This window comes from Priestia sp. P5_B4, from assembly GCF_056400385.1.
Window position 1 is genome coordinate 26,617 of sequence record NZ_JBFULJ010000007.1, and the last position, 17,943, is coordinate 44,559.

Here is a 17,943-nt window from a genome sequence, read left to right on the forward strand (position 1 = left end):
CTGCTAAAAGAAAAACAGCCCATTTAAAATGGACTGTTTACACATACTAAATTCATTCACGATTTTAAAGCATTATATTGAGCAATGATTTCTTTTGTTAAATCATTACTTGCCTCTAACCCACTAATCTCTTTTAATACATACTCAATACCATACTCATGAATATTCGCTTGAAGCTTCATAGCCTCTTTATCTTCTTGCGGATCAAATAAAAGCGCAGCGGCAATAGCCTTTGCTAAATAGGTATAAGAAAGGCCCGATTTTTTTGCTTCTAGCGCTGGACGAATCAAACGATCCTGAGGTCCAAGCTTGCGAATTGGTGCTCTTCCTACTCTTTTAACTGAATCATTTAAATGAGGATTTTTAAAGCGTTCAATGATTTTAGTAATATAGGCTTTGTGTTCCTCTTTATCTAAGTCATATCTTTTAATTAGATAGTTTCCTGTTTCTTGTAGCGTTTGCTGTACTTGTTCATAAATATCTGAATCTCTTAACGTTTGATCAATTGTTTCTTTTCCTTTTAAATAACCAAAATATGCAATCACCGCGTGTCCCGTATTCACTGTAAATAACTTTCTTTCAATAAAAGGAGCAAGGTCAGGTACAATCGTCATTCCTTCTACAAAAGGAATATCTTCAGGTGCCTCTACTACCCATTCATAATAGGATTCTACTAAAACATCAAGCGAACCTTGATCATGTTGAATAGGCACGATACGATCTACAGCTGAATTGAAGAAAAAGACCTTATTTATCATATAAGCTTTTGTCTCTTCATCCAGCGCGTCAAAAATATAGCCTTTTAATAAATCTGTCGCAGAGATTTGATTTTCACATGCAATAATATATACATTTTCGTCGCTTGCTTTTACACGTTCAGCCAAACCTTTAGCAATTAAAGGAGCAATGCGAGGCAGAACGTTCGGTCCGATGGCCGTCGTAATGTACGTTGCTTCTTTAATCGCTTTAATGACCGCTTGTTCTTGTGTCAGATTATTTAAACCAGATACGTTTTGAACAGCTAATGTCTCGGGATGCTCTGCGGCTGTTATTACGTTATACCCTTCATCTGTGTTTAACTGATTAATAATCTTTTCAGCAATATCTACGAATGTGACGTGATAGTTGCTTTGAGAAAACAATGCCCCAATGAATCCTCGACCGATATTGCCTGCTCCAAAATGAACTGCTTGTTTCACAAAAATCATTCCTTTATCAAATTATTTCGAAGGTACTCATGAAACGTATCCTCTAGCTTTTTGCGAATTATCTCTTCGTTTGAAGACGAAAAAATCATCATTGCTTCATGGTCTTCAATTAAACTGGTACTAATTAAACTTAAAATTTCTTGCTGTGCTTCACTTAACTCTTCAGGTGCGAGCATTAATAGAAGGTTACGCGCCTGCATGTTTGTTCCGTCCATGCCTTTAACTGTGCAAGGCTGTTCTAAATGTGAAACTTGAAAAATCAGCTCGTTCACGTGATGTTCACGGCAATGGAACAGTGCCATACTCGTTTGCGGAATGCCTAAACCGCCTTTGTTTTCTCGTTCCTTAAGCTGATGAATAACGCAGCTGGCATTGGTTATTAAACGTTCTTTTTCAGCAGCTTTTACTACGTGCGAAATCACTTGATCGTGACTCACTTCACCCGAAAATCGATACATTCTAAGGTTTTGAAGAATTGATTCGATACTTCCATGCACATCTTTAATTTGCTTCATCGTTTCCTCAAAAGACGGTTTTTCTTTAGAAACAGTCTTATTTTTATATTGGAACGAGCGATAGTCCTTATCTTTGGTTAACTTTTGAATGTTTTTCTGTAAAAAATTCTGGACGGATTGAATATCCTCTTCGGTTAAGAGTGGATTGACTAAAATGTAATCGACATTTAAAAAAGGCAGTCTTACTGTTGAAATCACTACGTCATACCTTTCAAGCGCGGCTTCTTTGATTTCTTTTACCGATTTAATGACAACTGAATTAATCTCCGGAATCTCTTTACGAATACGGCTAGCTAACATTTTCGAGGTGCCAATTCCAGTTGGACAGACGATCAGTGCCTGAATTTCCATAACTTCTTCTTTTAGCACTAGCGTTGAACCGAAATGCAAAACAAGATATGCTACTTCATCATCTGGAAAAACTAAATGCGGCAGCTCTTGATCGATACTGTTTCTCACAGCCATAAATAAAACCGGGTACTTTTTCTTAATCTCTTCTGTTAATGGATTAAAAAGCTCCATTTTTTGCTTAAGACGAAAAATTGCCGGTTCCATATGAGCGAGCAGCCCCTGGTAAAGGGAAAAATCACCGGTTAAGTCGGTGTTAAGCTGAACAGAAACGTGAGCAATCATATTCTTAATAATCTGCCCAACCACTACGCTGTCGTAATATACGTCTCTAGTAGTTTGGAACTTTGCTGCACGCAGCCGCACTGCTAAGAAATGAATATCTTTTTCTGTAAAAGAAAGAGAAAATACCCGTTCAATTTCGCGGCAAATATCCTTCATTAAAAACATTTCACTTGCCAGTTCTTCCGTTTGGCCGCCGTCGTCTTCTAGATACATTTGCTTTTTCGTTCGCTGTATCATAATGCAAATATGAACAATGAGCCCTATATAATCGCTGTCAGCCAGCTTAGAATGATGCTGATTAATCGCTTGATGTACAATTCTGTCTACTTCTGCCAAATAATCCGGATAAAAATAGTGCAAAATCGTTTCATCCGTATGCTGCTGGTTTTCTGCTAAAAACATGCACTCAATTAACTCTTCATTAAAGTAAACAAGAAAATAATTAGCTAATGCTTTTCGTTTATTGGCTTCAGTAGCTTGAACCTCTACTCCCACCCCTCTCTTTCGTTGAAGGAAAACGTCAAATGTGGTTAACCACTCTGTTAATTCATCTAAATAAGCAGTGAGTGTAGTAATACTTACTTCTAAGTMTTTAGCCAGCGTTTGTAATTTAAATGAATCTCCTTCTTCTAGAAGAAGAATTAAAAGAATTAGTTTTCTTTCCTGTGGAGACTGATCCGTCGTTTTAATCTTCATCAGCTCTTGGATAAGGCGAAAAATTTGTTCATTTTTACCTTCAATCATTAGTCCTTCATCTTGCGTACGAATCAGCTTCAAATCAAATTTTTCAAGTATTGATTCAATTGCCTTCAAATCTCGGTGAACGGTTCTTACACTTACATTCAAAAAAGTAGCAAGTGTAAGGGCTGTATGTTTTCCTGCCGTTTTAATAATTAACTCAATGATTGATTTTTCTCTTGAAGTAATAAACAAGAACATCAACTCTTTTCTTATTTATAAACAAAGGATAAAAAGGCATTTCCATGCCTTTCTATCCCGTTAGTTACTTTGAATAATAGCCATTAATTCTTTAGCTGATTTGGCATGAACCATCTTTTCAATATTGTCCATATCCGAACATGTAATCGCGATACCAGATAAAATTTCTAAATGAGTGCCGTCTTTTCCGGCAATTCCAAAAATCAAACGAACTTTCTCACCATCAAAATCAACGCCTTCTGGCACTTGAATCACTGTAAAACCCGACCTTAAAACGTTCTTTTTCGCTTCTTCCGTACCGTGCGGAATCGCTACGTCATTTCCCATATAAGTAGAAGTCATATTGTCGCGCTCAATCATCGCTTCAACGTAGTTTTCTTCTACATATCTGCCTTTTACTAACACGCTCCCTGCAAATCGAATTGCTTCTTCCTTAGAAGAAAAGTGCTGATTTAAGAAAACGTTTTCTTCTTTTAATAAACCATCATTACTATCTGTATTATTTTCTGCAGATACTCTTTTTTCTTCTTCCGCTTTAGAAGTAGTATGATCATTTTTTAGTTGATCAATTAGTTTGTCATATTCCGGACTAGATAGAAAATTATCAACCGAGATATGATACGCATCTGGAACTTTGTTTTGAGCTCTTGGCGTTAGCTCTTCCTGTGTAATAACGATTTGAGCATCACTTGGAATATTACTGATGGCTGTATTCGTTACCGAAATATTTAAATCTGCTTGTTTAACTTTCTTGCGAAGAAGAGAGGCGCCCATCGCACTCGATCCCATACCTGCGTCACAGGCAAAAACAATTTTCTGAACGCTTGCTGGTACTTCTCTTTGCTGTTTTGTAAAGCTTCCTGCTACAGAGCTCTTCTTGCCTTTCATCTCTTGCATTTTGCGAGCTGCTTCATCCAAATCTTCTGTTTGCTTGCCCGTTTTTAAAATTAACGAACCTACAATAAACGATACGATGGCTGCAACGAGAACACCGGAGATATTTGCAACATAGCTGCCTGCATTACCTGGTGTAGCAGCTAAAATAGCCAAAATACTTCCCGGTGAAGCAACCGCTTGTAAGCCTCCGCCTAAAAGAACAAATGTAAATACGCCGCTCATTCCGCCTAAAATAGCCGCAATGATTAGAAGCGGACGCATTAAAACGTAAGGGAAGTAAATTTCGTGAATTCCGCCAATAAAATGAATGATGGCTGCTCCCGGCGCTGACTGTTTTGCTGTTCCTTTTCCAAAGAAGCAATACGCTAACAAAATTCCTAATCCCGGACCAGGATTTGTTTCTAATAACAATAGAATTGACTGTCCGTTTGTTCGAATTTGTTCTGCTCCGATCGGAGATAAGATACCGTGATTAATAGCATTGTTTAAGAATAAAATTTTAGCTGGTTCAATTAGAATACTTGTAAGTGGAAGAAGGCCATGTGCAACCATCCAATCTACACCCACTACAAGCGCGCCTGTAAATCCGTCCACGGCTGGACTAACTCCTAAAAAGGCTAGAATTGCTAGAATTCCTCCAAGAATACCTGCTGAGAAATTATTAATTAACATCTCGAATCCTGTTTTGACTTTACCTTCAATAAACTGATCAAAYTTCTTGATGATATAACCGCCAAGCGGTCCCATAATCATAGCGCCTAGAAACATCGGAATATCAGATCCAACGATGACGCCCATGGTCGCGATAGCACCTACAACGCCTCCACGCTGATCGTGGACAAGCTTTCCTCCTGTGTAGCCGATTAGCAGCGGAAGCAAATACTTGACCATTGGATCCACTAGTTTGGCAAGGCTTTCATTTGGAAAAAAGCCTGTTGGAATAAATAAAGCAGTAATAAGTCCCCATGCAATAAATGCTCCGATATTTGGCATAACCATTGAACTTAGAAAGTTCCCAAACTTTTGTACAGCTACTTTTATATTAGATTGAGCCATTTGCTCTCTTCCTTTCTCTACGTGATGATACTTTAATCGTAAGAGATTAAACGCTTTCATTCAATAAATAGGAAAACTAACTTTGTCGTACCACAGACAGACAAAGCTTTTAATTACATAAAAAAGCAGCTGAACTGTCAAAGTTCAGCTGCTTTCTAACTTAATATTTATCTAATTCACTTACAGGAGATTGAATAATAACCGGATTTTTCTCTGGGTTTAACCATTTTAAAATAGAGACAACTTGTTCTTTAGAAGTAGCCGTACATCCTGCGGTATAATTTGTTCCTACATGGAAGAAGATTGCACTTCCCTTTCCTGGCGTTCTAGATTCGTTATAATTAATGACGAATCCATAGTCGTAAGCGGGGATGTCCATGTTCTCAGCGCTCGTCCAGCGGCCATTAGCCGGCTTTTGCTGCCACGTATTATATAGAGAGCTTTTTGAATCGTCTACCCACACATCATTTGCTGTAATCTTTCGATATGGAAGCTTAGTTCCAGGGTTTGCATAGCGTCCGAATGCTGTGCCAATTGTATATTTCCCTGTCGGAGATTCCATATCTCCTTCTTTTTTCGATAAAGCGAATCCTTTTTGTCCAAGTACACCGTTCGCAGTTAAAACTTGCTTCCATTTCCCATCAACTTTTTCAAACGTTTGAATTTTAGCAGACTTCGTATCGTAGTTATCTGCTGTAACCAAGATGACTTGCTGAGCGTTACCTAACGTTTTAAAAGAATCGACTACGAGTTTTGGAGACGCTGTAGCTGAAGCCTGTACATAGTCACTGCTTACATAGCCYGTGCGGCCGTTATAGTTRATTTTGTACCAGCTTCCGCTTTTGCTCACCACAGACAGCTTCTGGCCTTTTGTCACACTTCCTATGGATGCATAATTGGTACCTGCTCCGCTTCTTACATTCAGCGTGCTTGCCGTTACTGTGTACGTTGTGCTTTCTGCTGGCGGCGTTGCTGTTCCTGATGCTTGTACATAATCGCTGCTTACATAGCCCGTGCGGCCGTTATAGTTGATTTTGTACCAGCTTCCGCTTTTRCTCACCACAGATAGCGTTTGATCTTTCACTACGCTGCCGATAATCCCGTAAGTCGTTCCCGCTCCGCTTCTCACATTTAGCTTGCTTGCCGTTACTTTATATGTAACTGTCGCTGCATATGCCTTTTCTTGATTTCCTCCGATTGAGCCAAAGCCAGGCGTTACAGCCGTTGCAAGTGTAGCTGTTAACGCCATCCCCACCATTAATTTTTTCAACTGCTTTCCCTCCATTTATCTCTTATAAAATTCTACTATTTTCTATTCTTAATTCATTATCTTACCATATTCCAAAAGAAGGGAAAGGGTCAATAGATGCTTTTCACACGGCCTATAAAAAAAGACAGACCTCTTTGATAGGTCCGCCTCTTTCACTATTATCCTAAATCAACGTTGTGATATACTTGCTGCACATCTTCTAGGTCCTCTAATGCATCAATCATTTTTTCAAACTGAGCTTGTGCATCTTCAGGAAGAGTTACATCATTTTGAGCAAGCATCGTTTGCTCAGCTACTGTAAATTCCGTAATACCAGCATCGTTGAACGCTTTTTGTACCGCATGGAATTGATCCGGATCAGCATAAACAATTACAGAATCTTCTTCTTCTAAAATGTCACGCACGTCTACATCTGCTTCCATTAACAGTTCTAGCGTCTCTTCTTCATCCTTACCTTCTACCCCAATAACAGCTGTTGGATCAAACATGTACGCTACTGATCCGCTTACTCCCATATTACCGCCGTTTTTACCAAAAGCAGCACGCACGTCTGAAGCTGTTCTGTTTACGTTATTCGTAAGAGCATCTACGATAACCATTGAGCCATTTGGTCCAAAACCTTCGTAACGAAGATTATCGTAATTTTCTTCTGATCCGCCTTTTGCTTTTTCAATCGCACGGTCAATAATTGCTTTTGGCACATTGTATGTTTTCGCGCGTTCTAATACAACTTTTAACGCTTGGTTTGATTCTGGATCTGGCTCGCCTTGTTTCGCAGCCACATAAATCTCACGGCCAAACTTGGCATATATACGACTTGTATTAGCATCTTTTGACGCTTTCTTTTCTTTAATATTGTTCCACTTACGGCCCATATTGTTTCACTCTCTTTCAAAATTGAATCTAATAAAATAAATAGGCAATGATATATCCGTCTTTATTATACATCAATTCCCTCTTATCTTTCGAGTTTAATACCTAAAAAAGACAAGCAATCTTTTGGTATATTTCATTAACTAAATAAATGAGAAAACCATTTGATAACCGGCTGAATGATTTTTGTATATACATTTTTAAGCGGTTTGTATATACATCTCATCCAAATCCACCGTAAAGGATAGTAGATCATATGAATTACGATCCACTTAACTCCTTTCCAGAAACAGAGAAATATACGCTGACAAAATGAAACCACAGGGATAACAATTTCATTATAAAATGGCAGCACAACATATTTCCAGAAAAGATAACAAGGGTAACAAACTAGATACAACACAGGGTATAAAACGTACTTCCATATAAATCTAGTTATAGGCAAAAAACATCGTTTCCAAACGAAGAGAATAAAAGGATAGATGAGGACACTCCATAGCCAAGAAATAGGATAAACGAACAAGAAACGTATAATGTATCTCCAAATGAAATCAATGACAGGTTGAATAATTCTTGTTCCTATCCATATGAGGGGCTTAGCGATAAAATATATCCATAGCTTACACAAAATTTGAAATACAAAATAAAAGGGAAAATACAAGACAAAAAAAATGCCTCGCAACACGTACTTTATACTTTGAGCTACTCCACTAATACTTTTCACTTCCTTTTTTATAAGTGAGTTTCGTTCATTTACCTACTCTATTATATAAAATAAATTGAGCAAGCAAATATATTTTTTAGTTCAATGAGAATTATATACAAAAACACCCTTCTATAATAGAAGGGTGTCTAGAACCTTATTATTCTACAGTAACTGATTTTGCTAAGTTACGTGGTTTATCTACATCGCAATCGCGGTGCAATGCAGCGTAGTAAGAGATTAATTGTAAAGGAATAACCGCTGCTAGTGGTGAAAGTGTTTCGTGAACTTTCGGAATCACGTAGCGATCTTCTTCTGTTTCTAATCCTTTCATTGAAATGATACAAGGATTAGCTCCACGTGCTACTACTTCTTTTACGTTACCACGGATGCTTAAGTTTACATGCTCTTGTGTTGCTAATGCAATAATTGGCGTATTGTTTTCAATTAAAGCGATTGTTCCGTGCTTAAGCTCTCCTCCAGCAAACCCTTCTGCTTGGATGTAAGAGATTTCTTTTAGTTTTAACGCGCCTTCTAAACCTACATAATAATCGACAGAACGTCCAATAAAGAATGCGTTGCGAGTTGTTGCTAAGAATTGAAGAGCAATGCTTTCCATTTCTTCTTTGTCGTCGCAAAGTACTTCCATTGTGTTTGCTACGATTGCTAACTCTTGAACTAAATCAAATTCTAATTCAATGCCGCGTGTTTTTGCTGTTACAGCCGCTAGAATTGATAGCACTGCTAATTGAGCTGTATAAGCTTTTGTTGATGCTACAGCAATTTCCGGACCTGCATGAAGTAATAACGTATAATCAGATTCACGAGATAATGTTGATCCCGGAACGTTTGTGATTGTTAACGCTTTGTAACCTAGTTCTTTAATTTGAACTAATACTGCACGGCTGTCAGCTGTTTCTCCACTTTGAGAAATAAAGATAAACAATGGCTTTTCAGATAAAAGCGGCATGTTATAAGAGAATTCACTTGCTACGTGCACTTCTACTGGAACCTTCGCCCACGTTTCAATGAATTGTTTACCTACTAGGCCTGCATGATAGCTTGTTCCACATGCTACGATATAGATGCGGTCTGCTTCATCCATTGCTCCTAAAATGTCTGCATCAATGTGCAGTTCATTGTTCTCATTTTGATACTCTTGAATGATTTTACGAACAACTAAAGGCTGCTCATCAATTTCTTTTAACATATAGTGAGGGTACGTACCTTTTTCAATATCACTTGCATCAAGCTCTGCTGTATAAGGTGCTCTTTCTACCACTTCACCATCAAGCGTTTTAATTGTTACGCCTTCTTTTGTAACAATTACTGTTTCTTTATCCATTAATTCTACGTACTGATCTGTTACTTGAAGCATTGCCATAGCATCGCTCGCTACAACGTTAAATCCTTTGCCAACACCTACAAGAAGCGGGCTTTTATTTTTAGCTACGTAGATTGTATTTTTATCTTCGTTATCAACAAGAGCTAGTGCATAAGAACCGTGAAGCAAGCTCACTGTCTTACGGAACGCTTCTTCTACATCTAAGCCTTCTGCTGCGATTTTTTCAATTAACTGAACAATTACTTCTGTATCCGTTTCGCTTTTGAACGTTACATCTTGTAAATATTCACGTTTCAAAATAGCATAGTTTTCAATTACACCGTTATGCACAAGTGTGAAGCGTCCAGATGTACTTTGATGCGGATGAGCATTTTCTTGGCTTGGTACACCATGAGTCGCCCAACGCGTATGACCGATACCTGCTGGTGCTACAACACTGTTATCTACTGCCTGACGCAATTCTGCAATACGGCCTTTTTCTTTGAATACGTGTACGCCTTCATTGTTAACAACTGCAATACCCGCTGAGTCATAGCCACGATATTCTAACTTTTCAAGACCACGTAATAAAATTTCTTTCGAATCTTCTGTTCCAATATATCCTACAATTCCGCACATAGATAAAATCCTCCTTCATGTATGAAAAGAGAGTCTCTTTTCATCATCAATGATTATCATCTCAATGCTTTTGTCCAATAAGTCACCTCATTGTTTTTCACATCAAGTTTTCGGCCGTGATAATCAACAACCGGGAGGCATCCGCCGATACTTCGATAAACCTCCTCCTCGTCAACTAAGTCGTTTCCGTCCCTTTACTTAGTTCAGGCGCTTTGTATTCACTTTTAAACTAGATTGTTCACTCCTTTACATAAATTAAGAGACGAACAGATTTAATATTACAATAAGAAGTGAGAAAACGTCAATTATCTTCTTTACTATCTGTAAAAACAGCCTTTAGCATCAGATAATTTCCAAGAATTTTTCTCAACAATATAAAAATATGCATAAACGGCTTGAAACGTCACCGCTTATGCATATAATTAATGAATTACTCTAAGCCCATTTCTTCTTTTACTACTTCTACGATACGCGTTACATAAGTTTCACATTCTTCTTGTGTTTGTGCTTCAACCATCACACGTACTAACGGCTCTGTTCCTGAAGGGCGTACAAGTACTCGGCCATTACCGTTCATTTCTTTTTCCACTTCTTCAATAACCACTTTTACCTTCTCGTTATCTGTAACATGATGCTTATCTGTTACTTTTACATTTACAAGAAGCTGAGGATATTTCTTCATTTCGGCTGCTAATTCTGATAAAGGCTTTTTCGTTGCTTGCATAATATTTACAAGCTGAATAGCTGAAAGCATACCGTCACCTGTTGTGTTGTAATCTAAGAAAATAATATGACCTGACTGTTCTCCACCTAGGTTATATTGATTAGCTTTCATTTCTTCCACTACATAACGGTCGCCTACACCAGTTTGTGCACTTTCAATCCCGCTAGCTTCTAGTGCTTTATAGAAACCTAAGTTACTCATAACGGTAGAAACAAGCGTGTTTTTCTTTAAACGCCCTTGTTCATACAAGTATTTTGCACAAATGAACATGATTTGATCACCATCTACAATCTCGCCTTTTTCATCGATTGCGATTAAACGATCTCCGTCTCCATCAAATGCTAACCCAACATCCGCTCCTTTTTCTTTTAAGAAGGCACTTAATGCTTCCGGATGTGTAGATCCTACACCGTCATTGATGTTTAATCCGTTTGGAGATGCCCCCATTGTAGAGATATCTGCATCTAGATCTGCAAATAAATGTGCTGCTAAAGATGACGTTGCCCCGTGCGCACAGTCTAATGCCACATGAATACCTGAGAAGTCTTCATCAACCGTTTGTTTTAAGTATTGCAGATATTTTTGTCCACCTTCGAAGTAGTCATTTACCTGACCTAAGTCTCCCCCAACGGGTCTTGGTAATTGATCTGTGTCACTATCCATTAACGCTTCAATTTCATTCTCTTGGGCATCTGAAAGTTTAAATCCATCTGGACCAAAGAATTTAATTCCGTTATCTTGAACTGGGTTGTGCGAAGCAGAGATCATGACTCCTGCTTGTGCGCCAAGTGCTTTTGTTAAATACGCTACCCCTGGAGTTGAAATAACACCTAGTCGCATAACTTCTGCTCCAATTGAAAGCAATCCTGCAACAAGCGCTCCTTCTAACATATGACCAGAAACGCGTGTATCGCGTCCGATTAATACTTTTGGTCGCTCTGAATCTTTTGTTAGAACGTAACCACCTAAGCGTCCAATTTTAAAAGCAAGCTCAGGAGTTAATTCACTATTGGCAACTCCTCGTACTCCGTCTGTTCCAAAATACTTACCCATTAATTTTCTCTCCTTCATGTCAAAACATTTAGTTTCCTGATGTATTATCTGTCTGTCCATCTACGGGTGTAGAATTTTCATCACTTTGATTATTACTACTGTCGTCACCAGTTTCTGTACTATCTGTTGGTGTATCTGTATTGTCTTCAGGTGTATCAGTCTCTTCGCTTGGTTTATCAGCTGAATCACCTGAATTTCCCGTCCCAGGATTTGTTCCTGATCCAGTTCCCGTGTCTGGCTTTGTTTCTTTATCGCTCGTACTTCCACTTGTTTCTTTATCTGTTTGCTCATCATTTGTCCCTGATTGTTTTTTCGCTGTTACACGAACTTTTGCCTGTTTAGTCGATAGAGCTGATGTAACGGAGTCGGGACTATTTATCATAATAGGAACCGTGTGCTCCCCGGCAGATAAATTCCCTACATTCGCTGACAAGCTAATGCCGCTTTTCGTCAACTTATCTAAATCAGATTTTGGTCCTTTTACATCCGCATCTACTGAAGTAGGAGAAAGCAGTTCATACGTGTACTTTGAGGATTGACCAGTTAAAGAAACCGGTAAATTCTTAAATGACTTAGTCTCAGCTGCACTTGCATCCGTTTCTTCTGCGTCTTTCTCATCACCTTGTTTGTCTACTTCCACATGAACGGTAATTTGTTTAGGACTTACACTATCTATTCCGTCTGGAACAGGGACGTTCACCTTAATATCTTTAGATTTCGTAATACCGGTAACATCGACTGGAATATTATCAATTTTATCGATTTTTTCTAAAGAATCAGATGGACCGATAATTTTTACTGTATCTGTTTTAGGCTCTAGCTTCGTAATGTTGACACCGTCGCCTGGCGTGCCTTCTTGAACCACATCGATCGGCACTTTTTTACTAATATTTCTCACTGGGATTGTTACATTGACCGTTTCTGGTTGAACTGTTACGTTCAATTTATTTAAATTCTTGTCTAGTGCGACAACAGTTGCTTGTTTCGTCACTGTTTTTGAAGCATTATCTAAATCAATAATAGCTTTCACATAAGCAACTTGTTCCAATTGACTTGATGCGCCCGTTACCGTGACGGCTCTTGGACTAACAGTTGCTTCCCCTGCTTCATATCCATTCTTGACCTTGTTTTTATCATAGCTTGCCTCTACTGAAAACTGTTTTGAATCGCGTTCTTCAATTGTTACGTTTACAATATCAGGCTTAACCACTACGTTTAAATTATCAGAGATATTTCGATACTGAACCTTGACTCTATGCTGCCCTAAGCTTAAATTATCAAGGTCAATATAAGCTTGATAATCTTTTTGTAGCTTTGTTTGAGCCAAAATATTTTTAGGACCTTCCAGTGTCATAATCACCGTATCCGGAACACCTCTTACAATTCTGTTCTTCTCATTATAGGATACTTGAACCGGAACATCTGTTAATGTTTCTACTCCAGTGTTGGCAGAACTGCTTCGGTTCAGAATCTTATTTGATGAACTGGCACCATCATCTAAATTAACAGATAAATATAACATGAAGGCTAACAGCAACGCGATAATTTTCATAACCCACGATCGATTCATCAATTTATCCATTCTTCTTCAACCTCCATTGCCAACGAGTGGAAGAAGTTGCTTTAGAAGTTGTGACTAATTCTTTTTCTAGCATTTCTCTCAATGTATCAATTGTCAATTCACGATACAATTCACCATTTTTGGTAACGGAAATGCCTCCAGTTTCTTCAGATACAATGACAGTCACACTATCTGTTACTTCACTTATTCCTACAGCAGCACGATGGCGAGTACCTAATTCTTTTGAAATAAAAGGACTTTCAGATAAAGGTAAGTAACATGCTGCAGCGGCTACTTGATCCCGCTGTAAAATAACCGCTCCATCATGAAGTGGTGTATTTGGTATAAATAAGTTGATTAATAATTCAGAAGAAATATTAGAGTTGAGCGGTATACCTGTTTCAATATAATCACCCATACCCGTCTCTCTTTCGATTGAGATCAATGCACCTATGCGTCTTTTAGCCATATAATGCGTTGCTTTTATAATCGCCTCAATCGTAACGGTACGTTCGTCTTCTTCAGGCAAATTACTGCGTGAAAACAAACGTCCTCTCCCAAGCTGTTCAAGCGCTCGGCGCAGCTCTGGCTGGAAGATAATAATGATAGCTAAAAACCCATACGTTAACGCTTGGTCCATTAACCATTGCAGCGTATTTAGTCCAAGGAAGTTACTTATAAAGCGAACAACTAAAATCACCGTAATTCCTTTTAAAAGCTGTACTGCTTTTGTACCTCTTATGACCATAATTAATTTATATATGACGAACCATACCAGGAGAACATCAACAATTTTTCCTAAATATGAGAGGATTGGCAGGTCTCCAATAGGCATCTTCTCACTTCCTCTATATATGTAATAAAGATAACATAACCGTTTTATTATACCATAAAACAAAATTACACTGTAAATTACATCTTATTTTTAAATCCTTGTTCCTATATAATGTAGCCTTCTTTTTATATAAATAAAACCGTCCACTGTTCCTCTCTAACAAGATAAGCGGACGGTTTTATGTTTCAACTATTAAAAGTCAACAGCTTGTTTGGCATGAGTTTTAACGTTATACCATACCCAGTCAAAAATCTTGTCTAATTCTTCAATATTGCCTGTCACTTCTCCTGCAGAAGCTAGATACTTATCACCATGTATAACAGTAACGTTTCCATCTACTTTTCCTTCAATTTTAATATCGCCATTTCTCACAGTAATATCACCTTTGACGGTCTCACCTTTTGGTACAACGACTGTTTTATCGTGAATGACCAAGTTCGGCTGCTTTGAAACAGAAAAGTCTTCATCCGTTTCCCAAGCTGAAAACACGGTGCCTGACATTAACAGCACAAATACAGCAGCTGCACTAAGAATCGGGTGGTTTGTAAACCATCTATTCATTCGAATTCGATTCTTCTCACGTGGTAACCCAGCCATAACACCTGCTGTAAAGTTCATAGGTAATTCTATATGAGAAGTGCTTTGCACAAATGCAATGGTTCTTTTTAACTGATGCATATGCTGCTGACAACCTTTGCATTGATGCAAATGCTCTTTTAATAACAGTTCATTTTCTTTTGTAATATCTCCATCTAAATGCTCATGAATGAGATTTACATACATTTTTGGACATTTCATTCTTAGTTCACTCCTTACAAGTGGCGAAGTCGATTTCTTAAAGCTTCACGTCCTCTGTGAATTCTAGTCTTTACCGTACCAAGAGGCAGGTCTAAAATATCGCTGATTTCTTTTAACGACAGCTCATCTATATATTTTAGGACAATGACAGTTCGATATTTCTCAGGTAGCTTTAATATTTCCGACTGAATGAATTCTTGCAATTCTACTTGCTCTAGTTCTTCCTCTGGTAAGGCCTGATCGGCAGCTATTTGAGAGTACATATTTAACCCGTCGGTCCCGGCTACTTCTGCATCTAAATAATAGTCTGGCTTTTTTTTACGAATTCGATCAATACAAAGATTTGTAGCAATTCGATATAACCAGGTGGAAAACTTTTTACTCGTGTCATAGCTATGAATATTTACATAGGCTCGAATAAACGCTTCTTGGGCAGCGTCTTGGGCTTCTTCCCGGTTTCCTAACATTCGATAACATAGATGAAAAAGTTTATCCTTGTGATATTCTACTATGTCAGCAAACGCATCCTGGTCACCTTTTTTTACTTTTTTTATTTTTCTTTTTAATAATAAATCCATGTAACGGTTACCTCCGCCCATTGCGGGATAGTATATATACGTGTACTTTATCATAAAGTTTCACTTATGCTTAATTATTTTAACAAAAATTTGTCAAATACGTTTAAAAAGATCGTACGTAGGTTATGTAATTAGTATAGATGAAAAGAAGAGGAGTGGAAAGCTTGACTCATACAAAAGAGAACCTTTTGAATCAAATTGAAGAATGCAGAAATAACATGGTCACTCTTGCAGCAGAAAACCCTTTATCATCACTAACAGTAGTGAGAGTCAGTTCAGAGCTAGATGGTTTATTAAATGAATATGAAAAGTTTTTCTCTATATAAAGAAGCTCTCGAATCCGAACTAAGAGCTTCTTTTTTTTATCTTCATATATATTTTATGTACCTTTTAGTAGGTACTAATGTTTTATACTAATTTCTCTCCTAAAAGTGAGCCCATTAATGCAACAGCTACGGTAGCTGTTTTATTCCGTTCATCTAAAATAGGATTCACTTCCACAAACTCAGCAGAAGTGATTAGCTGAGATTCTGCTAACATCTCCATAGCTAAATGACTTTCTCTGTAGCTTATTCCACCGATGACCGGCGTTCCTACTCCAGGTGCATCATGTGGATCCAATCCATCTAAATCGAGTGATAGATGAACGCCATCTGTTTTATCACGCAAATATAAAATTGTTTCTTCCATTACTTTTGTCATACCCATTCGATCTATCTCATGCATCGTATACACTTTAATCCCTTTTTCCTTTATTAACTCTTTTTCTCCTTCATCTAAAGAACGTGCTCCGATAATCACAATATTTTCAGGCTTGACTTTAGGTGTATAACCACCAATTCGAGTCAATGCGTCGTCTCCTATACCTATACTTGCCGCCAATGGCATACCGTGAATATTTCCTGAAGGAGACGTATCTGCTGTATTCAAATCTCCGTGTGCATCATACCAAATCACGCCCAAGTTTTTATAATGACGACTTACTCCTGCTAGTGTTCCGATAGCGATGCTGTGATCTCCCCCTAGCACTAAAGGAAACCTTTTATTTGTAATAACCTCACTTACGGTCTGAGCAAGCCTCTCGCTAGCATCTGCTACAGCTTTTAAATTCTTTAAGTTTGTATTTTCATCACTATGTACTCGTTCAGCTAAGGCAATTTCAATATTCCCTTTATCTTCTACACTATATCCAATATTCTCGATGCGTTCAATAACACCTGCATATCGTATCGCACTTGGCCCCATATCCACCCCTCGGCGAGTTTGACCTAAATCCATTGGTACTCCAATAATTGAAAGCTTATTCATAATATGTCCCCCCATCACAAATGTTGCTACTCTCCTATTGTAACGGCTAAATGAGCGATGGCTCAACTCGACACTTTGTTGAATATATATACAATTCTAATTTGTAAAAACTACACAAAAAAACCTTTAAGCAATTTGCTTAAAGGTTGTACGTTTATATGTATGGTGGAGCCTAGCGGGATCGAACCGCTGACCTCCTGCGTGCAAGGCAGGCGCTCTCCCAGCTGAGCTAAGGCCCCAATATCTTTTTTATATAGAAATGGAGCGGAAGACGAGGTTCGAACTCGCGACCCCCACCTTGGCAAGGTGGTGTTCTRCCACTGAACTACTTCCGCTTATTAAAATGAGCCATGAAGGACTCGAACCTTCGACCCTCTGATTAAAAGTCAGATGCTCTACCAACTGAGCTAATGGCTCTYTATGGCTGGGCTAGCTGGATTCGAACCAACGCATGACGGAATCAAAATCCGTTGCCTTACCGCTTGGCGATAGCCCAATAAARATGGTGGAGGGGGGCAGATTCGAACTGCCGAACCCGAAGGAGCGGATTTACAGTCCGCCGCGTTTAGCCACTTCGCTACCCCTCCGATATAAATGGTGCCGGCAAGAGGACTTGAACCCCCAACCTACTGATTACAAGTCAGTTGCTCTACCAGTTGAGCTACACCGGCACGGTGGTGGAGGATGACGGGATCGAACCGCCGACCCCCTGCTTGTAAGGCAGGTGCTCTCCCAGCTGAGCTAATCCTCCAAAAAAATCTATATAAGCGCTAYAAAMAGCGTTRTTTTCATTRCTTATRATAGAATRTTYCAAATAAAAAACCCCTATGCTCTTTTACAGAGGYTMATAAGGGKYCTTATTTATTGCCTGGCAACGTCCTACTCTCACAGGGACAAAGTCCCAACTACCATTGGCGCTAAAGAGCTTAACTTCCGTGTTCGGTATGGGAACGGGTGTGACCTCTTCGCTATCGCCACCAGACAAGAGATTGCTCTCTCAAAACTAGATAACAGTTYGCTRAGTAAAGC

General features: G+C 38.6%; 13 protein-coding genes, 7 tRNA genes and 1 rRNA gene. 1 reads left to right on the forward strand and 20 read right to left on the reverse strand.

All coding sequences use genetic code 11. The features are described from left to right. Positions 1-56: 56 nt before the first annotated feature. The 11 genes from AC1DRF_RS02035 to sigW form a co-directional block, all read right to left on the reverse strand. Positions 57-1,199: a mannitol-1-phosphate 5-dehydrogenase gene (locus AC1DRF_RS02035; RefSeq protein WP_427077034.1), complete on the reverse strand. Its 1,143-nt coding sequence runs from the start codon at positions 1,197-1,199 to the stop codon at positions 57-59. A 5-nt stretch (positions 1,200-1,204) separates the two neighbouring features. After that, complete coding sequence (locus tag AC1DRF_RS02040; protein WP_477740286.1) at positions 1,205-3,295, reverse strand: BglG family transcription antiterminator; 2,091 nt, start codon at positions 3,293-3,295, stop codon at positions 1,205-1,207. Positions 3,296-3,355: 60 nt separating this feature from the next. Then, complete coding sequence (locus AC1DRF_RS02045) at positions 3,356-5,248, reverse strand: PTS mannitol transporter subunit IICBA (protein WP_427077036.1); 1,893 nt, start codon at positions 5,246-5,248, stop codon at positions 3,356-3,358. A 160-nt stretch (positions 5,249-5,408) separates the two neighbouring features. Then, a complete protein-coding gene (locus AC1DRF_RS02050) occupies positions 5,409-6,518 on the reverse strand; it encodes an SH3 domain-containing protein (protein ID WP_477740287.1) in 1,110 nt (369 codons plus the stop codon). A gap of 158 nt (positions 6,519-6,676) precedes the next feature. Continuing rightward, positions 6,677-7,393, reverse strand: a complete 717-nt coding sequence (locus tag AC1DRF_RS02055; protein WP_013054976.1) for a YebC/PmpR family DNA-binding transcriptional regulator — start codon at positions 7,391-7,393, stop codon at positions 6,677-6,679. An 861-nt stretch (positions 7,394-8,254) separates the two neighbouring features. Continuing rightward, complete coding sequence (gene glmS / locus AC1DRF_RS02060) at positions 8,255-10,057, reverse strand: glutamine--fructose-6-phosphate transaminase (isomerizing) (protein WP_043977775.1); 1,803 nt, start codon at positions 10,055-10,057, stop codon at positions 8,255-8,257. A 430-nt stretch (positions 10,058-10,487) separates the two neighbouring features. After that, the gene (glmM, locus tag AC1DRF_RS02065; protein ID WP_013054973.1) at positions 10,488-11,834 is read right to left on the reverse strand and encodes a phosphoglucosamine mutase; all 1,347 of its coding nucleotides are present in this window, start codon (positions 11,832-11,834) and stop codon (positions 10,488-10,490) included. Between the two features lie 28 nt (positions 11,835-11,862). Further along, the gene (locus tag AC1DRF_RS02070) at positions 11,863-13,416 is read right to left on the reverse strand and encodes a CdaR family protein (protein WP_427077039.1); all 1,554 of its coding nucleotides are present in this window, start codon (positions 13,414-13,416) and stop codon (positions 11,863-11,865) included. After that, positions 13,409-14,230, reverse strand: a complete 822-nt coding sequence (gene cdaA, locus AC1DRF_RS02075) for a diadenylate cyclase CdaA (protein ID WP_013054971.1) — start codon at positions 14,228-14,230, stop codon at positions 13,409-13,411. Before cdaA ends, AC1DRF_RS02070 begins: the two co-directional genes overlap by 8 nt. A 192-nt stretch (positions 14,231-14,422) precedes the next feature. After that, entirely contained in the window at positions 14,423-15,028 is a 606-nt protein-coding gene (locus tag AC1DRF_RS02080) for an anti-sigma factor family protein (protein WP_013081391.1), read from the reverse strand. A 14-nt stretch (positions 15,029-15,042) separates the two neighbouring features. After that, entirely contained in the window at positions 15,043-15,606 is a 564-nt protein-coding gene (sigW, locus tag AC1DRF_RS02085; RefSeq protein WP_013054969.1) for an RNA polymerase sigma factor SigW, read from the reverse strand. 155 nt (positions 15,607-15,761) lie between these two features. Between sigW and AC1DRF_RS02090 the strand changes: the two genes are divergently transcribed. Continuing rightward, a complete protein-coding gene (locus tag AC1DRF_RS02090) occupies positions 15,762-15,932 on the forward strand; it encodes an aspartyl-phosphate phosphatase Spo0E family protein (protein ID WP_223260213.1) in 171 nt (56 codons plus the stop codon). An 82-nt stretch (positions 15,933-16,014) separates the two neighbouring features. On the opposite strand, the gene rocF is transcribed toward AC1DRF_RS02090, so the two are convergent. The 9 genes from rocF to rrf form a co-directional block, all read right to left on the reverse strand. After that, positions 16,015-16,914, reverse strand: a complete 900-nt coding sequence (gene rocF / locus AC1DRF_RS02095) for an arginase (protein ID WP_121946293.1) — start codon at positions 16,912-16,914, stop codon at positions 16,015-16,017. Positions 16,915-17,077: 163 nt separating this feature from the next. Continuing rightward, positions 17,078-17,153: transfer RNA gene (locus AC1DRF_RS02100), tRNA-Ala, on the reverse strand. 21 nt (positions 17,154-17,174) lie between these two features. Then, positions 17,175-17,249 (reverse strand) — tRNA-Gly (locus tag AC1DRF_RS02105). Positions 17,250-17,258: 9 nt separating this feature from the next. Further along, a tRNA-Lys gene (locus AC1DRF_RS02110) sits at positions 17,259-17,331 on the reverse strand. 4 nt (positions 17,332-17,335) lie between these two features. Continuing rightward, positions 17,336-17,410, reverse strand: a tRNA-Gln gene (locus AC1DRF_RS02115). 7 nt (positions 17,411-17,417) lie between these two features. After that, positions 17,418-17,501: transfer RNA gene (locus tag AC1DRF_RS02120), tRNA-Tyr, on the reverse strand. An 8-nt stretch (positions 17,502-17,509) separates the two neighbouring features. After that, positions 17,510-17,585: transfer RNA gene (locus AC1DRF_RS02125), tRNA-Thr, on the reverse strand. Positions 17,586-17,589: 4 nt separating this feature from the next. Next, positions 17,590-17,665: transfer RNA gene (locus AC1DRF_RS02130), tRNA-Val, on the reverse strand. A 115-nt stretch (positions 17,666-17,780) separates the two neighbouring features. Then, positions 17,781-17,896 (reverse strand): 5S ribosomal RNA (gene rrf / locus AC1DRF_RS02135). Positions 17,897-17,943: the final 47 nt, after the last annotated feature.

What these genes read in the sequence shown, in the direction of transcription:
- AC1DRF_RS02055 (WP_013054976.1), bottom strand. Translation starts at nt 7,393, where the DNA reads ATGGGCCGTAAGTGGAACAATATTAAAGAAAAGAAAGCGTCAAAAGAT.
- glmS (WP_043977775.1), bottom strand. Translation starts at nt 10,057, where the DNA reads ATGTGCGGAATTGTAGGATATATTGGAACAGAAGATTCGAAAGAAATT.
- glmM (WP_013054973.1), bottom strand. Translation starts at nt 11,834, where the DNA reads ATGGGTAAGTATTTTGGAACAGACGGAGTACGAGGAGTTGCCAATAGT.
- AC1DRF_RS02070 (WP_427077039.1), bottom strand. Translation starts at nt 13,416, where the DNA reads ATGGATAAATTGATGAATCGATCGTGGGTTATGAAAATTATCGCGTTG.
- cdaA (WP_013054971.1), bottom strand. Translation starts at nt 14,230, where the DNA reads ATGCCTATTGGAGACCTGCCAATCCTCTCATATTTAGGAAAAATTGTT.
- AC1DRF_RS02080 (WP_013081391.1), bottom strand. Translation starts at nt 15,028, where the DNA reads ATGAAATGTCCAAAAATGTATGTAAATCTCATTCATGAGCATTTAGAT.
- sigW (WP_013054969.1), bottom strand. Translation starts at nt 15,606, where the DNA reads ATGGATTTATTATTAAAAAGAAAAATAAAAAAAGTAAAAAAAGGTGAC.
- rocF (WP_121946293.1), bottom strand. Translation starts at nt 16,914, where the DNA reads ATGAATAAGCTTTCAATTATTGGAGTACCAATGGATTTAGGTCAAACT.